We start from the raw sequence: 15,883 nt of genomic DNA on the forward strand, positions 1-15,883 counted from the left end.
TTCTTGGAATGTTACCGCGCGAGTGGCAATTTGGTGTGGGGAAGGCGTGAAGGGAGGATAACGGGTCGATTTCAACGGAGCAGCGGCGGAACGGGCGCTGCTAGGATGGGCAAAATCAAACTGTTTGACCGCATTCTGGGGAGATAGATGAATTCAATGAATGAACAGCCGACGGAGCGCATGGCGAACGGTGGCGGAAACGGGAGCGGAAGTGCCCAGCCTTCGACGCGCTCGGCCGATGCGTCGCTTGAGGCGACGCGCGCCATCCCCGTGCGCCAGGCTGCTTCGTATTCCTCCGACCGGTCGTTTTCCTCGCAGCCAACGGTTGCCTCGTGTCCCGTTGTGCAGTCCGAGAAAACGGCGCGCATGAGCGCTCAGCCCGTAACTTGCGGCGAATACGTGCGCGATCCCTTCGAGCCAAGCACGCCGGATTCTGCGACCTTCCCGCAGCAGTCGTACGCCCCGGGCTCGACCGCCCCGGTCGCGACGCGCTATTCGGAAAGTTCCCGCGTAAAGAAAAAGCCGCCCCTTGCCGTGATTTTCGCCGGCGCTTTGGTGGCGTTGGCCGGCTGTGCGTTTGTGCTCTTCCATGCAAGCGACTCGACGGGTTCGGCCGTAACGCCCGGCGGAGGTGTCGCCCAGACGGAGCGCAGCGAGGCGGAATCGGGCGAGTCGTCCTTCAAAACGCCAGGCGTGCAGCAGAATGCTGCGACGCTCACGGTTGATACGTCCGATTTGGCGGGCGAGAAGTGGTCGAACGCGAAGAAGATTCTTGAAGTGCGCGGTGCCGATGTTTCGTCCATCGTAGTGCTGACCGACGATGGCAAAGATGTGTGGGATGCGTCGAATTGGACGGTCGAGTCTATTGCGGTTGAAGATGGGGCGCTCACGGCCCATTTAGTGCATGACTCGGGTTCGGCTGTGGCAGACGCCGTGTCGGGCGCCTTGGAAAACGGGGCGACTGAAACAGCCGGAGGCGTGCTCGACGCCGCGGGCGAGGCCGTGAAATCGGCGGGCGAGACCGCTGCGGAAAAAGCGACTGACTTTATCGGGTCGCTGTTCTAGAGGCAATCGGGACGCAAGGGACCAATCGGGGATTGATAAGGGCGCCGTGGACGCGAGAGGGCGTGCGGGGTTTCCCGTCAGCGCCGCTTTCTTATATGATGGCGGCGTTTGAAGAAAGGACGAGCACTCATGATTCGACTGAATAACGACTACTGCCATGGCGCGATCCCCGAAATTCTCGAGGCGTTGCAGGCGACGAATTCGGAAGCGTATGCGGGCTACGAGCTCGACGAATGGTGCGAGCGGGCTGGCGCGCTCATCAAGGAGGCGGCTGCGTGCCCCGATGCCGCGGTGCACTACATCGTAGGCGGAACGCAGGCCAACGTCGCGATCATCGCGCATGCGCTTCGCCCGTGGGAGAGCGTCGTGTGCGCCGATTGCGGGCATATCAATGTTCACGAGACGGGCGCAACCGAGCATATCGGCCACAAATGCGAAACGGTTCCCGCGCGCGACGGCAAGCTTGCCGCTGCCGATTTGCGCGCCGTTGCCCAGGGCTATGCGGAAAGCCCCGTGCCCGAGCACGTCACGGTACCGCGCATGGCATACATCTCGTTCCCCTCTGAATCGGGCACGGTCTATTCGCTCGCAGAACTCGAAGCGCTGCGGGCGGTGTGCGACGAATTCGGCATGTACCTGTTCGTCGACGGCGCGCGTTTGGCCTATGGCCTCGCCGCGTCGGGCAACGACGTGACGCTGCCTGATATCGCGCGTCTTTCCGACGCCTTCTATATTGGTGGCACGAAATGCGGCGCGCTGTTTGGGGAGGCCATGGTTGTGGTGAACCCGGCGCTCCAGCCGTATTTCCGCAATTCCATGAAGCAGGCGGGCACGATGCTCGCTAAGGGCTGGCTTTTGGGCCTGCAGTTCACGAAGCTTTTCGAGGGCGGCCGTTATTTTGAAATCGGCAAAGTCGCGGTGGCCCAAGCTATGCGCATTAAGGCGGCGCTTGCCAAGCGCGGTTTGCTGGCCGAGCCTGACAGTCCCACGAATCAGCAGTTCGCCCTTGTCTCCGACGCTCAGCTCGCATCGCTTTGCGAGGCGTGCATTGTCGAATTCGAAGGCAAGGCGGCCGACAATCGCAACATGGTTCGCTTCTGCACGAGCTGGAGCACGACCGACGCTGAAGTCGATGCCGTGGTTGCCGCAATCGAAGGCCTGCCGGAATAGCGCCGGCCGCGTAGCATTTCTATCTCCATGAATCATCGAGGGAATCTTGAACGATTCCCTCGCTTTGTTTTTCCGTGCATCGTAAAATAGTTCAGTTAAGCAACAAACGTGTAACAACGCCTGTCGAGCGAGGTCCTAACATGGTGCTTCGATAAAATCGACAGACTGAAAATTGGGGTTCTGCGACTTGTCGCGGAACGTGGGCGAGCGCCGCCGGCAAAGGCGCCGCGCGATCGCCATAGACCGACTGAATGACTTAAAGGAGATGCGCGTGCACAACGTATTCCGCGTGCTTATGCGCGATTTGAAACGAATCGCGAAAGCCCCGGCAAGCTGGGTTGTCATCCTCGTGCTCATTACCTTGCCGTCGTTGTATACGTGGTTCAACGTGGTGGGTTTCTGGAATCCGTACAACAACACCGGCGCGCTGAAGGTGTGCGTCGTCAACGAAGATGCGGGCGCGCACAACGATTTGCTCGGCGACTTGCAGCTGGGCGACCAAATCGTGGACCAGCTGCACGAAAATACGCAGCTGGGCTGGGAGTTTACCGATTACGATGACGCCATGGCGAAAATATCGTCGGGCGAGGCGTATGCGGCGTTCGTTATTCCCAGCGATTTCAGCGAAGACATGACCACGCTGCTTACGGGCGAGTTCCAGCGGCCTCATCTGGAATACTACGTGAACGAAAAGCTCAATCCCGTGGCGCCGAAAATCACCGACACGGGCGCTTCGACCCTCGACAACACGATCAACGACACGTTTGTTTCCACTGTTTCGTCGGTTGTCGCCGGAACGCTCAACGATAAAATCGCCGAATCACAGGAGTCGTTCGACGCATCGAAGGCGAAGGTCTCGGCTCAAATCGACAAAGTGGACGCAAATCTATCCGATGCGCGTGAGAGCGTAAGCGGCCTTTCGACCGCGTCGAGCGACGCCATTGCCCAGGCGAATAGCGCGAAGGCCTCGCTTTCCGACGCCCGCCGCGAAATTGGCGATATGGCGCTGGCGCTCTCGCAAGCTTCGGCTCTTGCGGGCACGTTGAATACCGAGCTCGTGAGCTTCTCGGGCAGCATGTCGACCGCGATCAGCGGCGGCCTTTCCCTTGTTTCGGTCGCTTCTACGCAGGCGAATGCCGTGGTGGGCGATGCCGCAACGGGCATCCAGTCGGCGCAGGGCGACGTGGAATATGCGACGAGCGTTGCCCAGAATGTCGTCGACGGCAACAAGGAAATCATTTCCTATTTGCAAACTGTGGCCGACGACGCCCATCTTACTCAAGACCAGCGCGATGCCGTTAACGCGGCCATCGTCACGCTGTCGCAGGGCAATGCCAACGCCGAAGCCAATCTCAAATCGCTGAACGCGCTTTCCGCAAGCGCCTCGAGCACGGCTGGGTCCATTGCCAATGCGTCGAGCACGGTGAATGATGCGGTGCAGAAATCGGTCGACAACGGTCGCGCATACAATGACGACCTGTCGAAAAATACTATTCCCGCTGTAAGCCAGGGTCTCTCGGGCCTTGCGAGCACCGCGGGTTCGCTTTCGGGCACGGTCGCCCGTCAGACGTCGCTCATTGACCAAACGTCGCTCGTGCTCGACCAGCTCATCTCAACGCTTAACACAACGGTTGATGCGCTTGGCCAAACCGACGCGCTGCTTGCCGATGTGCAAGGCGATATCGACACCGTGCGAACCGACGTGGTGGCGCTCGGCACGTCGGGCGCCCTTGCGGAGCTGTTCGGCGAAGACGGCACGCTTGACGTAAACAAAATCGCCGACTTCATGCAGTCGCCCACGCAGCTCGAAACCGAGCAGCTCTATCCGCTTAACGCATATGGCTCGGCCATGTCCCCGCTGTTTATCAACCTCACGCTGTGGATCGGTGTGTTCATGCTCATGGTCATTATGCATATCGAGGTCGACGATGAGGAGATTCGCAATCTCACCATCGCGCAGCGTTTCTTGGGTCGCGGCATTCTGTTCGCCGTCATGGTTTCGCTGCAGGCCATCGTGTGCGTGACGGGCTGCCTGCTCCTTGGCGTGCAGGCCGAAAACGTCGCCGCGCTCTATATAACAGCGGTCGCGTGCTCGCTTACCTACCTGGCGATTCAATACACGCTTTCGACCACGCTGCAGCATGTGGGCAAGGGCCTGTGCGTCATTTTGGTGTTTGTGCAAATCCCGGGCGCTACGGGCTTGTATCCGGTCGAACTCACCACGAGCTTCTTCCAGGCGGTGTATCCGATCTTCCCGTTCACGTATGGCATCAACGCCATGCGCGAATGCATTTGCGGCTTCTACGGAAACATGTGGCTTGGCTTCATGGGCGTGCTTGCGCTGTTCTTCGCAGTTTTCCTGCTCATCGGCACATTTGCGCGCCCCTTCCTCACGAACCTCAATCGCATGTTCGCCAAGCAGCTCGCAGAAAGCGACATCGTGAACTGCGAGGAAGTGCAATTGCCCGAACGCCGTTACAGGGCGGCTCAAATTGTGCGCGCCATGAGCAACCACGAAGAATTCCGCGCCTACCTGCTAGAGCATTCCACGCGATTCATGAAGCTTTACCCGAAATTGAAGCATGGCGCATATGCGCTGGGCGTGGTCGTCCCCGTTTTGTTCACGGCCTCGATGGCTTTGTGGAGCCCGGGCAAGAAGGTCGTGGTGCTCACAGTGTGGCTGCTGTGGCTCATTGCCGTCGTCGCGTTCCTTATCATCGTTGAGCATATGAAAGACAGCCTTGAGCGCCAAATCGCGCTGAACGCGATGAGCGACGAAGAGCTGCGCACGCTGTTCGCTGCGCGCAACAGCCTCGAGCATGATCCTTGCATTCAGGGCGGCGAGCCTGCCGTCGGCTATGCTTCGTCGGTTGCCGTGGGTCCCGAAAGCGCGCATGTGCGCGTACCTGTCGTGCCCGTTGCAGAGCTGGTGCCGGAACCTCTTCTTAACACGAATGGCGAAAGCGGCTCTTCGGACGCGTCGATGGATGCGCCTTCGTCGGCTCGTTCGCTCGCGGGCGACGATTCCTCTTTGGCCGAGAGCGCGCCTGAATGCGCAAGAGAAGAATCCGCCGAGCCCGCGTTCGCGCCCGCTGAGGGCAATCGCGGTGCGGAAGACGGGCAGGCGCGAATCGCCGATTTTCCGAATGCGTTTGCGGGCGCCTTCGGTGCCGTGGAAAGCGAATACGACAAACCCGTCGACGGCTTCAATGAGCCGGCTGACGATTTCGACATGGGTGACGATGCGCCCGAAGGCTCGCGCGGCGTGAAAGGGGGCGATGCACGATGAAGAAGATTTGGCAGCTGTTTGTGGGCGATTTGAAGCGCCTGCGCTCGAACGTGGTTACGGGCATCATCGTGCTGGGCCTCATCGCTCTGCCATCGATTTTCTCGTGGTACAACATGATTGCCGCGTGGGATGTTTTTGGCAATACGGGCAACCTGAAAATCGCCGTGGCGAGCGTTGACGAGGGCTATGAAAGCGACCTCATCCCCGTGAAAATCAACGTTGGCGAGCAAGTGATTTCAGCGCTTCGGGCGAACGACCAAATCAAGTGGGTCTTCACCGATAAGGAAGATGCCATCGACGGCGCCAAATCGGGCAAATACTATGCGGCGGTGGTGATTCCCGAAAGTTTCAGCCGCGACATGATGACGTTTTATTCCGATGATGCGCAGCACGCGAAAATCATCTACTACTCCAACGAGAAGAAAAACGCCATTTCGCCAAAGGTGACCGACCAAGGCGCTGATGCCATTTCGGTGCAGGTGAACCAGGTGTTCACCCAAACGCTTTCCGACACGGCGCTGAGCTTGGCACAGGGGCTTGTGACCTACGCCGACAACGCCGACGTCGATGGCCATATTGGCGATTTGGCCAACCACGTGGGGTCGCTTTCGTCCCAAATGACGAAGGCGTCTTCGGTGCTGCGCACGTATTCCACGGTGCTCACGTCTTCGCAGGACCTCATTACGAGCTCTGCGGGCCTTCTGTCTTCGGCGAAGGGGTCGGCGGAAGAAGTCGCCGGCCAGGTAGGCGATGCGAAGGCGTCGGCCACGACGATCGTCGATGCCATGGACGCCTCGACCGATTCGCTCGCCAGCGCGATTGATGCGAGCGTGGCGAGCTTCGACGGCGTGTCGGCTGCGGTAGACGACGCGTTCGCGACGGCGCACGATGGCCGCGAAACGGTCTCGCAGTCACTCATCACGAACGCCGACGGCTTGGCCGATCAGGCGGCGAACTACGCCCAGCTGGCCGATTCCCTCGACGCACTCGCCAAAGACATGCCCGATGGCAGCTCTGTTGAGCTTACGCAAATGGCGAGCACCCTGCGCGCTGTGAGCACGACCATGGAACGCCTCTCTCGTCAGCTCGGCACCACGGCGGGCGATTTGGAATACGGCATTTCTGGTGCCGAGGTTGCGCGCAACGACATCGACGCGCAAATCGCCGAGGCCAAACAGCAGGTGCAAGACGCGAAGAATCAGTACAACAACGATGTGAAACCGCATCTCGACAACCTCGTGGGCGCGGTGACCGACGCGACGTCGCTGCTTTCGTCGAGCGCTTCGAAGCTTGACGATGCGGCGGGCGCGCTTACGGGTTCGGCTGGCGCGGTTTCCGAAAAGCTCGGCGATGCGAAGTCGAAACTCGACAGCTCCGCCGACGAGCTCGACGAATCGGCCAAGAAGCTCGATGATTTGTCGACGAATATGAAGGACGCGCTTGCAAACGGCGATACCGAGCTGCTTCGCGAAGTGCTCGGCAGCGATGCAAGTGAGCTCGCTACGGCGATATCGGCGCCCGTCGAGCTCGACCGCCACGCGTTGTTCCCCGTCGAGAATTTCGGCTCGGCCATGTCTCCGCTCTATACCACGCTTGCGTTGTGGATTGGCGCGCTGCTCATCATGGTCACCATCCGACCCACTCCCTCGCGCCGTATCGAAGAAGAACTCGGGGGCATTTCGCTTCCGCAGCAATTCTTGGGGCGTTTTGGCATCGTGTCGCTTCTCTCGCTTGCTCAGAGCACCGTGCTTGCGCTTGGCAATATGTTCTTCTTGGGTGTGCAGGTCGAAAACCCGCTGTTGTACTTGCTTGTATATTGGATTGGCGGCCAAGTTTTCGCGTTCATCATTTACACGCTCGTGGTGTCGTTCGCGAATTTGGGCAAGGCCATCGCGGTCATTCTTCTTATCGTGCAGGTTGCGGGCGGCGGCGGCGCGTATCCGCTGGCCATTTTGCCGCAATTCTTCCAAGATGTGAGCGTATGGTTGCCGGCTACGCATGTGATCAATGCCATGCGCGCGGCGATGTTCGGCGTGTATCAGGGCGATTTCTGGATAGAAATCGGGTGCGTGCTACTCTACATGGTGCCGTTCGCGCTGCTCGGTTTGGTGCTGCGCAATCCCACCATGAAGTTTGTTAACTGGTTCGTGGAGCAAGTGGAGAAGTCGAAAGTCGTATAGCGAATCGGGAGGGGCTCCGGCCCCTCTCGCTGTCTTTTGTGTGGCTCGCGTTGTGCGTGGCGCGCAACGCGGTAGTATTGCGCGCATGAATAAGAGCGAGAACATCCAAACGAATCGGGCGGAAGGCGGCGGTCTGCCGCCTCGACAACGTCATATGGTGCTCGGCATTATGATGGCGGGTACTACGACGGCGTGCATTTCCCAGTCGATGATGATTGCGGCACTGCCTACCATCATGCAGGAGTTTTTGGTTGGAGCGGGTTTGGCCCAGCTCATTACCACGGCCTACATTTTCACGCTCGGGTTGTTTTCCGCCATGAGCGCCTATCTCGTGAGCAAATTCGATGCGCGACGCCTGTTCTTTATCGCCATGGTCGGTTTTATCGTGGGATGCTGCGCTTCGCTTTTCGCGACGAATTATCCGGTGCTGCTCGCATCTCGCCTGGTGCAGGCGATTGGTGCGGGCATTTTGCTTCCGCTTATTCAAGTGGTGGCGCTTTCGGTATATCCCAAAAGCCAATACGGCAAGGCTATGGGCATTGTGGGGCTCATTATCGGGTTCGCGCCCGCAATCGGCCCGGCAATCTCGGGCTTCATCGTCGATGCGTGGGGGTGGCGAGCGGTGTTCGTCGCGCTTGGTGTGGTCTCTGTCGCGGTGACGCTGCTTGCGATTCCGTTTTTGCCGAATGTGATGCGCAGGCCCGCAACGCATCAGCACTTCGATACGCCTTCCGCGGTGCTGTTCTCGTTCGGAGCGATATGCCTGCTTGTTGCGACGGCGTGCATCGAACAATCGGGGCAGGGCGTGGTGGCTGCGGCGAGCATCGCGTTGGGCGCTGTGCTCCTGTTCGCGTTCGCTCGTCGACAACTGAAGATTCCGAATCCGCTTCTCAAGCTTTCGTGCTTTGCGAATCGTCAATTCACGGTTGGGCTTGTGCTCGTGCTGCTCGGCAATCTGTCGTTTATGGCGGCTTCCATCATGGTTCCGCTGTTCGTGCAAGATGTGCAAGGCGCTTCGGCGGCCGTTTCGGGCCTGGTTATTCTGCCCGGTGCGGTGTTGTTGGGCTTTTTGAACCCCATAACGGGTCGCCTGCTCGATTCGCGCGGGCCGTGGCCGCTGCTTATTGCGGGTTGCGCTTTGCTGCTGGCCGGGACGCTGGCGTTTGTCGCATGCGATGCGGAAACGCCGCTTTGGGTGGTTACGGTGCTCTATGGCGTGCGCATCTGCGGCGTCGCATGCCTGCAAATGCCCATGACGGCCTACGCGAGCAAGCAGTTATCGGGTGATGACGTCGCGCAGGGCACGGCGATCATCACGTCGATTCGCCAGATTTCAAGCGCGCTGCTTTCTTCGGTGCTCATCGGGATCATGGCGCTCGCTTCGAGCGGCGATTTGGGCATCGATGCGCACGGCTTCGGCGTGGCGTTCAGCATTCTTGCAGCGTTGACTATTGTGGGGTTTGTTTTCGGCGCGGTATTCCTGCCGAAACGGAGGAAAGCGAGCGGGCGACGCTAAGGGATGATTGCGATTATCGTCTTCGGGCTGCCTTGCATGCTTGCGCTCTGTCTATTTGCGTTTCGCATGCCAGCGCTTTGCTTGCCTGCGCTTTGCGTGCCTGCGTTCTGTGCGTTTTCGTTTCGTGTGCTTGCGCGCTGCGTGCTTGCACTTTGCATGCGTTCGCTTCGGTGCCTGCGTTTCGCATGCCGGCGTCTTCGTTTGTCCAAAACGGGCCGCGAATGTGGCATTGTTAGGCCTAATGTGTGCGGAAAACGACCAAAGGAAGTTCTTTCTCGCAAGAAATGCCTGGTCAAGACGTTGTGCTATTTCAACATGAAAAAGCCGTCCGTAATTTCGACCACATTCGAAGCTCGTTTTGAACAAAATTGAAGTGGACTGCGTGCCCGCCGAAACGGTTGCGGTTTTATCGGGTCGAGCCTTTGCTCTTGTAGTACGTAACGGCGATTTGCGTGCGATTCTTCAAGCTCATTTTCGAGAGAATGCTGCTTATGTTGTTGCGTACAGTGCCTTCGCTCAAATAGGCGGTCGCAGCGATTTCTCGATTGTCGAGTCCCTCGGCCACAAGGCGCGCGACTTCGTATTCGCGCTCGGTCAGGCAGGCGAACGGGGTGGGGCGCAGCTGCTCGTGCGATGCGTTGCTGTGGACGAAACCGCCTGAAGTGCTGCCGTCTGACTCGCGCTTCACACGGCCGTTGCTCAAAGCACCGCCGACCCCTGTGCCGTCCGTCACCCCACAGCCGACTCTCGCGCCGCCCGTTGTTTCGCTGCCGCCGTCCAGCTTGCGCCTCGCGTCACCGTCTGACCCGCGCGTCACGCCGGCACATGGCTCGCCTGATGGGACCCCGCCCGACTTGCTCGCCACAATCCCGCGGGCGCATTCGCGTGCGGCGGTTTCGCCAGTTGATTTTTGCTCTGCAGCTTCGCCGCCAGTCGCTCCGTTTTCATCGTTTCTTGCCGCTATCGCCGACATCTTATCGAGCGAGTCTCGAAGGTTGCGATTCCTCTTGCGAAGTGAAAGTGCCTGGGAGGCCAGTGCGTCCCGCGTGCTCCAGGCGATGCGCTGGCGGGCGAGCGTTGTGCTCGTGCGAACCGAGAGAACGCAGGCCGCAGCCGCGGAGCAAAGAAGCGATGCCGTCGAAAGCGGCGGCACCGTCGCACGCATAAGGCACGCGACGATTGCGATAAGGGCAAGCGCGCCCGAGAATCGCAAAACGTCTGCGCGATGGATGCAGCGCGCGCAGTCGTAGAGGGCGAGTGGCACGAAGGCGAGTGCAGCGGGAACGAAGCACGCCGCAGCGCAGTATGCCGAAAGGGCCAGCACGCCCGCGGGCATCGAGGCGGCTTCGGTGAGCGCGGAGCATAAAACGGCGATAAGCATGGCGATGGCGAGCGCGAGCAATCGCGCATCGGACGCCGCGAGCTCGGCTCCGCTGCCGGTCTCGACCAAAAAGCAGGCTGCCGTAAGCAGACAGCCCGCCAGGACGATTGTTTTGTCGAGGATTCTTTCCATGGCTGCATGGTAGCAAACCCTTCTGTCCCTGTGTTTTGCGGAAAGCCCCCTCGCGTTCCTGAAATGTTCTTGTCACACAATTTACCTGGGAAAATGGCACTTCATGACAAATGTCACTGGTTTGTGCGCCGCCTTTCTTTCATGATAGGGACAAAGAAGGGCGGCTCGCCTCTCGCCGCATGTGGGCGATGCGCCGCGAAAGAGGAAGGCCATGCAATGAAAGAAAACGGGAGCGCGAATTCGGTGGTTTCTGTACGCAACCTCGTAAAGCGTTATGGCGACATTCTCGCGCTGGATCACTTCAATCTCGAAATCGGCAAAGGCGAGATTTTCGGCCTTTTGGGCCCGAACGGCTGTGGCAAAACGACGGCCATCAATTGCATGCTGCAGCTTCTCGTCTACGACAAGGGCGACATCGAGCTGTTCGGCGAGGCAATGAAGCCGACGCGTTATGACCTTAAGCGGCGCATTGGCGTGGTTCCTCAGCAGGTGGCAGTATTTGACGAGCTCACCGTTTTCGAGAACATCGACTGCTTCTGTGCCTTGTATGTGAGCGACAAAACCCGCCGACGCCAGCTGGTGGAAGAAGCCATCGAATTCGTGGGGCTTGAGGACTACCGCAAAATGCGCCCCAAGAAACTGTCGGGCGGCCTGCTTCGCCGGCTGAACATTGCGTGCGGCATTGCGCACAAGCCCGAGCTCATTTTTTTCGACGAACCTACGGTGGCGGTTGACCCGCAAAGCCGAAATGCAATCCTCGACGGCATCGTGCGCTTGCGCGACGAGGGTGCGACGGTGGTGTACACGAGCCATTACATGGAAGAGGTCGAGCAAATCTGCAGCCGAATCATGATCATGGATGGCGGTAAAATTCTGGCGCTCGGCACCGCCGATGAACTCAAGCGCGGCATTGCGGTGGGGGAGAAAATCGTCATCGAGCTTCCTGGCGTCGTCGAGGCTTGCGGTTGTGCGGCGGCTCAGGCTGTCGGGGCGCTTCCGCATGTGCTCTCGTGCGAATTCGCCAATGGCGAGCTGCACGCGGCGTGCGAAGCGAGCGAGCGGAACTTGCTCGATGTGCTGGGGGCGCTCAAGTCGTCGCGCGTGGCGGTTGGGCGCGTGTATTCCGAGCCTCCCACGCTCAATGACGTGTTCCTTGAAATCACCGGCCGCGAGCTGCGCGATTAGGAGGCTGTCATGGGCGCTTTATTCGCACACACCGTGCGCATGCTTGTAAGGCAGCGCGACGTGCTCATATGGGTCATTCTGTTTCCGTTGGCGCTTGCCACGCTCTTTCATGTGATGCTTTCGAATATCGACGAAAGCTATCGCGTCGACCCTGCGAGCTGCGTGGTGGTTGCTGATGACAACTTCAACTCCGAACGGGCCGTGTTCTTCCGTGAAATGCTCGACGAAGTGTCGGCGCCGGGCGCGGGCCAGCTGCTCGATGTCGCGAAGGTTGCGACGCTTGAAGAAGGGCGCGAAGCGGTGCTTTCGGGTGACGCGGCGGCATGCATTACCGTGGATGAAGAAAGCTTGCCAAGCATGCAGGTGTCTCCGCTTGCCGCGAGCCTTACGACGGGTTCGATCGGCCAGAGCGTCGTGCGCGCCGTGCTCGACCAATATCGTCAAATCTATGCCGAAATGAAGCAGACGTTTTTATCCCAGCCTTCCGCGCAAGGCATGCAGGCGCCCCCGAGCGAAGGCGAGCTTGCGGAGTTTGCCCGTTCGGCCGGCATGAGCGAAGCAGCTTCGGCATTCATGTCCGACGCCGTGAGAACCCAGCAGGTCGACGTGCTTCGCGTGCAGGCGAGCAGCACGGTGCGCTATTACTACGCGCTTATGGGATTTGCGGCGCTCATGTCCATCACCGTTTCGATTAACGCGGTGTCAGCCGCGCGTGCGAACACATCGGCGGTTGGCGCGCGCCGACAGGTTTCGGGCGTCTCTCCCGCGAGGCAATTGGCGGTTGCCATGGCTGCGAGTTTCGTCACGGTATTCTTCTGTCTGCTTCTGGCATTTGCCTATATGCGCTTCGTGCTGGGTGTGGAATTCGGTGGACGCGACGGGCTGGCGATGCTTGCGCTTGCCGCATGCGCGCTCATGTCGACGGCGTTGGGCGCGGCAATTGGGGCCATTCCGAAAATCTCGATCCCCGGGAAAACGGGCATCGCGACGGGAATCACCTGTTTCTGTGCGCTTTTCGCCGGCCTGTATGGCGAGCCTTCTATGCAGCTCGCCGACCGCGTGTCGCAAAGTGCGCCTTGGGCTGTGCTCGTCAACCCTGCGGCGCAGGCGGCAAACGCGTTCTACGATTTGACCTATTACGATTCGCTCGCGCCCTTTTTCGCGACGCTGTGCGTGCTCGCTGTGATGGCCGCGGTGTTCTTCATCGTGGCGGCTTTGCTTATGAGGAGGCAGAATTATGAACGTCTTTAAGCTTGCCGTCACGATTATCGCAAGGCACTGGAGCTATTTGCTTATATATACGCTTGCTTTGGGATGCATGGCGATTCTTGGCTCGGGCGCCATTGAGACACCCCAGGCGAGCGAGTTTTCCAACGATACGCCTAAGGTTGCGGTTGTCGATCGGGATGGCAGCGAGCTGTCGGCCGCCCTCAAAGATTTCGCCCTCAAAGATGCCGTAGAAGTGCATGTGGAAGATTCCACGTTTGCCCTGCAGGATGCCGCGGCGAAAGACCTTGCGAGTTATGTGCTCATTATTCCCGAGGGTTTCCAAGAGGGCCTCGTGGAAGCTGCGCACAGCGGCGCCGACGCGCCGACGCTCGAAACCGTGGTGAGCTACCAGGGCGCGCGTGGCGCGCTCATGGACCAGCGCGTGAAAGCATACGCGCAGTCGCTCTATGGTTTCGCTTCGGTTGATGCTCAGGCAAGCGCCCGTGATGTTGCGAACAATGCAACGGCCGCGTGCGGTGACGAGACGCCTGTGGAGCTTTTTTCGGTCGATTCAGAAGGCCTTTCGGTGAAGTACATCAACTTCGCTGCCTTCTCGGCATATGCGCTGTTCACCTCGTCGGCGATTTTTATCGCAGTTGGTTTGGCGTCGCTGCGCAAAACCGAAATGCGCCGTCGTCTTGTGGTGGGTCCCGTGCGCAGCGAGAGTTATGGTGCGCAGGTGGGACTCGCGTGTGTGCTCGCTTCGCTGGTAATTTGGGCGGTCATTGCTGCGGCGGGTCTCGCGGTGTTCAGGCCTCTCGCCGGCGGAGCTGCGCCTGCCTCGGTCGCGATTGTGGTGTTCGGGCAGCTCGGCGTGGCGCTTATCGGCGCCGCGTTCGGGTTCCTGCTGTGGCAGCTTGGGGCGAGCGAAAGCGTGGCAAATGGCGCCGGCAACATCGTTGGTTTGGCGTGCAGCTTTTTCAGCGGCGCATGGATTCCCCTCTCGATTGTGGGCGAGGGTGTGCGTGTGGCCGCGGCGTTCACCCCATTTTATTGGGCGACCAATGCGATGATCGAGGTCTCGCAGGCTTCCCGAATCACGTCGGGGTTGGCTCTTCAGGCGGCGGGGGAGGTTGGCGTCACGTTCTTATGGGCGCTCGTAATCGCGATTATCGCCGTCGCGATTGGACGCGTGCGCCTGCGTGAGCGCGGCGCATAGGGAAATTTCGGTTGCGGGCACAGGGAAGCGTTGGTTGCGTTGCATGGGGAAATGCCGACTAGGGCGTATTGCGAGCGTCGATTGAGACGTGCGGCGAACGTCGATTGCGGCGCTGGTTCGACTCATGGAATCTCTGATGGGCGTTTCCAGACTTGTGCGCGGCTCCTGGGTAAAAGCCCCTTTCCGGCCAGGTGCCGAAGATGCCTGGGCTCGCGTGCCCATTCCGTTGAGTTTCTGGTTTTGCTCAAAAAGGCCTTCGAATGTGGCATGCGAGGCGTGCGGTTCCGCCCGATTCTTCTGCATAATGTACGCATAAACAAGAAAACCCCTGGTCGCAATGTTGTGCAACCAGGGGTTTCCGGCTTTTTATCGTGACGCGATGCCACATTCGAGGTGTGTTTTGCACATCTCGAAACTCTTGCGCATGTCGAGACGCGCTTCGCTCGTTACGCGGCGTTCTCCTCGCGCAGCATGGCCTGCTCGTAGTCGCGCGTGCCCTTGAATACCTCGTGAGTGTAAGGGTTCACGCCGAGCTTCTTGGCGCGGTAAATCACATAGCCTACGGCGGCGACGTTGGCTACAAGGGCGAGAATCGAAACGACCAGGTTCACGTCGGGGTTGTTCACCGACTGCACCGCGAAGATGGAGTCGTTCGCGAACATGGGAACTACCTGGCAGAACATGCACCACAGGCTCAGCGTGTAGGCGCGGTTCTGAATCCAGCCGCCCTTGTTCCAGAAGAAGTTGGCAACCGTGGGGGCGAGCAGCAGCGCCAGGCCGCAGTACCAAGAATGGGTGGGCAGGCAGTTGTAGGTGTAGCAGAAGTTCCAAATGTCATAGCTCAGAATGAAAACCCACGTCATGTCAGGCCAGAGCATGTCCTGCTTCTTCTTGGACACGTAGATGCCCCACCAACCGGTCATGACGAAGATGTTCAAAATGCCGGCAACGCCGTTGAATACGTTGTGCCAGCCGCCGTACAGCGTGACGCCTTCGCTGGAAACCCACGTGGTGCCGAAGGCGCGCACGGCGCTTTCGAAGTCGCTCACTACGGCGATCAGAATGTTAATGGCGACGATGACGAACGGGAAGCATTTGAACCATTCGGCCTTGCCGAGCGATCCCCAGTGATACTTCAGAATAAGGAAGCCGATGCAGCCTGCGGTTGCGGCGTAAAGCTTGGCATAGTGGAACCAGCTGTTCATGTAGAGATACGTGGGGTTGTTGAGCGCCCACTCGGCACCCGCGGCGGCTCCCGCGTAAATCGCGATGAAGTATGCGGTAAGAATTCCTGGAATCACCAGGAAGCACGTGATGCCGCCGATTTTCGTGCGTCGTGCGATTTCGTTGAACCCGATGAGGGCCAGAAACACGATGATCCATCCAATCCATTGGTATACAGCGTTGTCGCCATAAACGTCAAACAGCATTGGATGCCTCCTTTCTTTTGCTGCGCGGGCTTACGACCCGCGCACCCCTGTGCCGCTGCGGACGATTCTGTCGGATCTCGGTTCGCATCCGCGAATCGGCGGCGCAT

At 59.4% G+C, this 15,883-nt stretch carries 10 protein-coding genes; 8 read left to right on the top strand and 2 right to left on the bottom strand.

All coding sequences use genetic code 11. The features are described from left to right. Nucleotides 1-156: 156 nt before the first annotated feature. From Q0D41_RS05045 to Q0D41_RS05065, 5 genes are all read left to right on the top strand, one after another. On the top strand, nt 157-1,065 hold the full coding sequence (locus tag Q0D41_RS05045) for a hypothetical protein (protein WP_294376131.1): 909 nt from the start codon (nt 157-159) through the stop codon (nt 1,063-1,065). 129 nt (nt 1,066-1,194) lie between these two features. After that, nucleotides 1,195-2,235 (top strand): low specificity L-threonine aldolase, encoded by a 1,041-nt coding sequence (locus Q0D41_RS05050; protein ID WP_294376134.1) that lies wholly within the window; start codon nt 1,195-1,197, stop codon nt 2,233-2,235. A gap of 271 nt (nt 2,236-2,506) precedes the next feature. Beyond that, nucleotides 2,507-5,524, top strand: a complete 3,018-nt coding sequence (locus Q0D41_RS05055; RefSeq protein ID WP_294376140.1) for a YhgE/Pip domain-containing protein — start codon at nt 2,507-2,509, stop codon at nt 5,522-5,524. Next, a complete protein-coding gene (locus Q0D41_RS05060) occupies nt 5,521-7,704 on the top strand; it encodes a YhgE/Pip domain-containing protein (RefSeq protein ID WP_294376143.1) in 2,184 nt (727 codons plus the stop codon). The genes Q0D41_RS05055 and Q0D41_RS05060 overlap by 4 nt, the downstream gene beginning before the upstream one ends. Before the next feature lie 85 nt (nt 7,705-7,789). Beyond that, nucleotides 7,790-9,220, top strand: coding sequence for an MFS transporter (locus Q0D41_RS05065; protein ID WP_294376146.1), 1,431 nt, complete (start codon nt 7,790-7,792; stop codon nt 9,218-9,220). A 406-nt stretch (nt 9,221-9,626) separates the two neighbouring features. Here Q0D41_RS05065 and Q0D41_RS05070 read toward each other — a convergent pair whose 3' ends face one another. Beyond that, nucleotides 9,627-10,733 (bottom strand): LuxR C-terminal-related transcriptional regulator, encoded by a 1,107-nt coding sequence (locus Q0D41_RS05070; RefSeq protein ID WP_294376148.1) that lies wholly within the window; start codon nt 10,731-10,733, stop codon nt 9,627-9,629. A 216-nt stretch (nt 10,734-10,949) separates the two neighbouring features. Here Q0D41_RS05070 and Q0D41_RS05075 point away from each other — a divergent pair, with 216 nt between their 5' ends. Genes Q0D41_RS05075 through Q0D41_RS05085 form a run of 3 tightly spaced genes read left to right on the top strand, consistent with a single transcriptional unit; the run spans nt 10,950 to nt 14,346 of the window. Then, nucleotides 10,950-11,918 (top strand): ABC transporter ATP-binding protein, encoded by a 969-nt coding sequence (locus Q0D41_RS05075; RefSeq protein ID WP_294376151.1) that lies wholly within the window; start codon nt 10,950-10,952, stop codon nt 11,916-11,918. Nucleotides 11,919-11,927: 9 nt separating this feature from the next. Further along, a complete protein-coding gene (locus tag Q0D41_RS05080; RefSeq protein WP_294376156.1) occupies nt 11,928-13,169 on the top strand; it encodes an ABC transporter permease in 1,242 nt (413 codons plus the stop codon). After that, nucleotides 13,156-14,346 carry an ABC transporter permease gene (locus tag Q0D41_RS05085; protein ID WP_294376158.1) on the top strand — a complete coding sequence of 397 codons (1,191 nt, stop codon included), beginning with the start codon at nt 13,156-13,158 and terminating at the stop codon, nt 14,344-14,346. Before Q0D41_RS05080 ends, Q0D41_RS05085 begins: the two co-directional genes overlap by 14 nt. 446 nt (nt 14,347-14,792) lie before the next feature. On the opposite strand, the gene Q0D41_RS05090 is transcribed toward Q0D41_RS05085, so the two are convergent. Further along, nucleotides 14,793-15,776, bottom strand: a complete 984-nt coding sequence (locus Q0D41_RS05090; protein WP_114614894.1) for a DUF5692 family protein — start codon at nt 15,774-15,776, stop codon at nt 14,793-14,795. Nucleotides 15,777-15,883: the final 107 nt, after the last annotated feature.

This window comes from uncultured Slackia sp., assembly GCF_934630525.1.
In the GTDB taxonomy this organism is placed as follows: Bacteria; Actinomycetota; Coriobacteriia; order Coriobacteriales; family Eggerthellaceae; genus Slackia.

What these genes read in the sequence shown, in the direction of transcription:
- Q0D41_RS05050 (WP_294376134.1), top strand. Translation starts at nt 1,195, where the DNA reads ATGATTCGACTGAATAACGACTACTGCCATGGCGCGATCCCCGAAATT.
- Q0D41_RS05085 (WP_294376158.1), top strand. Translation starts at nt 13,156, where the DNA reads ATGAACGTCTTTAAGCTTGCCGTCACGATTATCGCAAGGCACTGGAGC.
- Q0D41_RS05075 (WP_294376151.1), top strand. Translation starts at nt 10,950, where the DNA reads ATGAAAGAAAACGGGAGCGCGAATTCGGTGGTTTCTGTACGCAACCTC.
- Q0D41_RS05060 (WP_294376143.1), top strand. Translation starts at nt 5,521, where the DNA reads ATGAAGAAGATTTGGCAGCTGTTTGTGGGCGATTTGAAGCGCCTGCGC.
- Q0D41_RS05065 (WP_294376146.1), top strand. Translation starts at nt 7,790, where the DNA reads ATGAATAAGAGCGAGAACATCCAAACGAATCGGGCGGAAGGCGGCGGT.
- Q0D41_RS05080 (WP_294376156.1), top strand. Translation starts at nt 11,928, where the DNA reads ATGGGCGCTTTATTCGCACACACCGTGCGCATGCTTGTAAGGCAGCGC.
- Q0D41_RS05090 (WP_114614894.1), bottom strand. Translation starts at nt 15,776, where the DNA reads ATGCTGTTTGACGTTTATGGCGACAACGCTGTATACCAATGGATTGGA.
- Q0D41_RS05070 (WP_294376148.1), bottom strand. Translation starts at nt 10,733, where the DNA reads ATGGAAAGAATCCTCGACAAAACAATCGTCCTGGCGGGCTGTCTGCTT.
- Q0D41_RS05045 (WP_294376131.1), top strand. Translation starts at nt 157, where the DNA reads ATGAATGAACAGCCGACGGAGCGCATGGCGAACGGTGGCGGAAACGGG.